The sequence below is a fragment of the Sunxiuqinia indica genome (assembly GCF_009847015.1).
Lineage (GTDB): Bacteria > Bacteroidota > Bacteroidia > Bacteroidales > Prolixibacteraceae > Sunxiuqinia > Sunxiuqinia indica.
In genome coordinates this window covers 1-3327 of sequence record NZ_WVEM01000033.1, presented here as the reverse complement: position 1 = coordinate 3327, position 3327 = coordinate 1, and the positions used below count along the sequence as shown (strand labels likewise).

The following is a 3327-nucleotide window of genomic DNA, read 5'->3' as shown; positions in this document are numbered from 1 at the left end:
ATTAAACTATATAATAACAAAAGGCTTCATGTATCTTTAGGGTACAAAACACCTAACTCGGTGTTTCAAAACGTAGCTTAAAATAATGATTAACCTGTAGCCGTATTCTAGGACTAGACATTTAAAAGACAACCCACATTTACAGCAAAATACAGTCTCGACAATGAACATAGAAGAAAAGAAAAACAAATTAGAGTCAATCCTTCAAAATGCTAAACCAATTTTTAGTAAAGATGGATTAATCATAAATTATAGATTTGGATTTAGACCTGAAATTGCAATGGATAATAGCAATGAAGATATCTCCGTGGAATTTGAAAACATTGATGAAGCAATTGAGATTATTTGCGAAGTAGAGACTATAACTAATATGCGCAAAGAAGAAATGATTGATGATCTTAAAGAAAGATGTACTAAAGCAATGATAAATCCAAATAAAAAGTTGGTAATTGAATTTCACACGACTTAGTCAGAGTGTTAATTGTCAGTAAAAACAAAGATTCAATGAATAAGCAAAAAGCGATAAGATTGCTCAAAAATCAAAAAGCTGAATTTATCGATAAATCATTTGATAATGTTGCTGCATGGAAAGGTAAGACAGCGTCAATGATAGTTGACTTTCTAGGATTTGACTCAGGAGAATATTATTCGTTTGCAAAATTTCACTTTGGAGAATGGTGCTTAGACAAAAACAGCATAAATAAAAATTCACCTTTTTATAATGAGCATTCGGCACTGATAGGACTAATTGATAACTGCATTGATAAATTAAAACGGAGTGGACTTTATACTAAGCCACAATCAAATGTTCTATCAAATGTTGACAACTGGAAATTAATAACAATTGCAGTTGCATTATTTATAGCAGGACTGACCGCAGGTATTTGGCTAAAAGAGAACACATCACTTATTGTCTTTAAGTCAATAAACAACAATAGTAATAATGTCAAGAGTGACTCCCAATAGATTAATTGTAAATTAAAATCAACAAATTTAAACCATAACAGATTGACACATAGATTAAACTATTTAAAAACTAATGGTAACATTTTGTATGTTCCAGTGCGGGGTTCCACAAACTTGTTGCCTCTGCTCCTTGCTCAATTGCTAGTGTCGGTCGACACTACCGCTCCTCGAATTCCGCACCGACAACATACAATTTTCCGTTATCGGCAATTTAAAAATGAAAAACATAGTATACATATTAACCATATTTTGTTCTATCCAATTTAGTCCCATTTGGGCACAAATTGATTGGATAAAGCAAGCGGGAGATACCCAAAAAGGGGATAATGGATTTTCAGTTGCAGTTGATAGCAAAGGAAATATTTACTCTACTGGTAATTTTTCAGGGACAGCTAATTTTGGGAAGGATATTGTTGTATCATCTTCCTTTGATAGTGATTGCTATTTAGCAAAATCAGATAAAGATGGTAATTTTCTTTGGGTTAAAACTATCGGAGGTAAATGGGGACAAACAGGAAACTGTGTAGTTGTCGATAATGAAGATAATATTGTTTTAACAGGAGGTGCTGGACTAACCACAATTATTGAAAATATTGAATATGAAAATAATCGGGGAGGTGGAATCTTTATAGTTAAATATAATGCAAATGGAGATTTATTATGGCACAAATTATATCAAGATAAAAGTTTTGCAGATAGCCAAACGTTAACAACTGATAAAGAAAATAATATTGTTTTTTCTGGGCGTTTTGAAAACATAGATTTCGATGATAATTTACTTACATCAAATGGACAGGTAGATATTTTCTTAACAAAACTGAATAAAGATGGAGATTTCCTCTGGACTAGAAATATTGGAGGAAATGACGATGATAGTCCTTCAGCTGTCTTGATAGATAGTAAGGGAGAAATAGTATTATCTGGAGAAATTCGAAATCAAATTACGATTGACGATAAAACTATTGTAGCAAATGAATATGATGATGTTTTCGTATCAAAATTCAGTAAAAGTGGTAAGTTAATTTGGATTAAATCTTTTGGAGGTGGACATTTTGATAGAGTGTGGGATATGGCAATTGATAATTTAGATAATATATATGTAACAGGAGATTTTATTGATTCAATATATGTGGAAGGGAAAATCATCTTACCTGAACCTAATTGCCATTCAAATGCATATTTGATAAAATATTCAAGTGACTCTAAATTGGTTTGGTTTAAAAAATTCAAATCAACAGGTAGTAATTTAGGTCAATCTGTAACAATAGACTCTAAAGGAAATTGTTACTTGGCAGGGTATTTTTACGATGATATTAAAATAGGAAAATACTTGCTTGAAAATACATTACAAGAGGGAAAAGGATTTATTGCTAAAATAAATAAAAGAGGAAAAATAAATAAAGCATTCATGTTGCCTGGTGAGGGAATGACAGAAATTTGGGAAATGAGATACTCTCAACTTGATAATAAACTTGTTGGTTTGGGGAGATTCTCAAAAAGGATAATTTTCTCATCAAATTTAGCACTTGAAACAGAAAATGACAACGATATTTTATTGTTGAAAATTGATACGAAGATGAAAAAAAGCCGATAACACTTTGTATAAGTAATGGCAGGCAAAGTACTAAATATCAAGGTTTGTAACCCGCTCAAACTGCGTAGCGGTTTGACAGGGAATTACCACGCAATCTGCCACTACTCATACAATTTACCGTTACCTGCAATTAGAAAAATGAAGTACATTTCATTGACAATACTAACACTGACTTTCTTATCCTGCCAAACAAGAATGGCAGTGATAAAGCAAAATAATAAATACGGGCTCATAAATTCGAAAGGTGAAATTGTCGTTGAACCTAAATGGGACTACATTTTAGGTGAAAGTGAAGGTATCTATCCTGTTGAGCTTGATAGTCTTTGGGGTTATATAGACAAAAAAGGGAGTGTGATTATTGAACCTCAATATTGGGATGCAGACTTTTTTGACGAAGGCTACGCTTGTGTCGGAAATAAAGAAGAGAAATTTGGATTTATAAACACCAAGGGAGACACAATAATTGACTTTATTTATGATGAATCATTCGGAAGTTTCTCAAAAGGATTAGCTGATGTTACACTTAATGATAGCTGTGGATATATAGACAAGAATGGCAAAGTCGTAATTCCTTTAAATTATGAGACCTGTTACCCTTTTCTTTCTGACTTAGCTGTTGTTTGGACTTTTGAAGGGGAGCAAAAACTAATTAGTCAATCCTTAAAAACAAAATAAATCACTGGTTATCAACAGGTAGTGTGAATAAAATCCGTGATTTCAAGGTGTTAAATTGCAAGGTTATTAGTAAATTAGGGAAAAAGCTTGCA

General features: G+C 32.2%; 4 protein-coding genes. All 4 read left to right on the top strand.

Annotated elements, in window-relative coordinates; all coding sequences use genetic code 11:
* Positions 1–163 precede the first annotated feature (163 nt).
* The 4 genes from GR929_RS21680 to GR929_RS21665 all read left to right on the top strand — a co-directional run bounded on the left by GR929_RS21680 (position 164) and on the right by GR929_RS21665 (position 3235).
* Positions 164–469, top strand: coding sequence for a hypothetical protein (locus GR929_RS21680; RefSeq protein WP_159523913.1), 306 nt, complete (start codon positions 164–166; stop codon positions 467–469).
* A gap of 35 nt (positions 470–504) precedes the next feature.
* Positions 505–966, top strand: coding sequence for a hypothetical protein (locus GR929_RS21675; protein WP_159523911.1), 462 nt, complete (start codon positions 505–507; stop codon positions 964–966).
* A 217-nt stretch (positions 967–1183) separates the two neighbouring features.
* On the top strand, positions 1184–2560 hold the full coding sequence (locus GR929_RS21670) for an SBBP repeat-containing protein (protein ID WP_159523909.1): 1377 nt from the start codon (positions 1184–1186) through the stop codon (positions 2558–2560).
* A gap of 15 nt (positions 2561–2575) precedes the next feature.
* Positions 2576–3235 carry a WG repeat-containing protein gene (locus GR929_RS21665; protein ID WP_159523907.1) on the top strand — a complete coding sequence of 220 codons (660 nt, stop codon included), beginning with the start codon at positions 2576–2578 and terminating at the stop codon, positions 3233–3235.
* Positions 3236–3327: the final 92 nt, after the last annotated feature.

Coding starts and splice junctions, on each gene's coding strand:
- GR929_RS21680 (WP_159523913.1), top strand. CDS start 164: ATGAACATAGAAGAAAAGAAAAACAAATTAGAGTCAATCCTTCAAAAT.
- GR929_RS21675 (WP_159523911.1), top strand. CDS start 505: ATGAATAAGCAAAAAGCGATAAGATTGCTCAAAAATCAAAAAGCTGAA.
- GR929_RS21670 (WP_159523909.1), top strand. CDS start 1,184: ATGAAAAACATAGTATACATATTAACCATATTTTGTTCTATCCAATTT.
- GR929_RS21665 (WP_159523907.1), top strand. CDS start 2,576: ATGGCAGGCAAAGTACTAAATATCAAGGTTTGTAACCCGCTCAAACTG.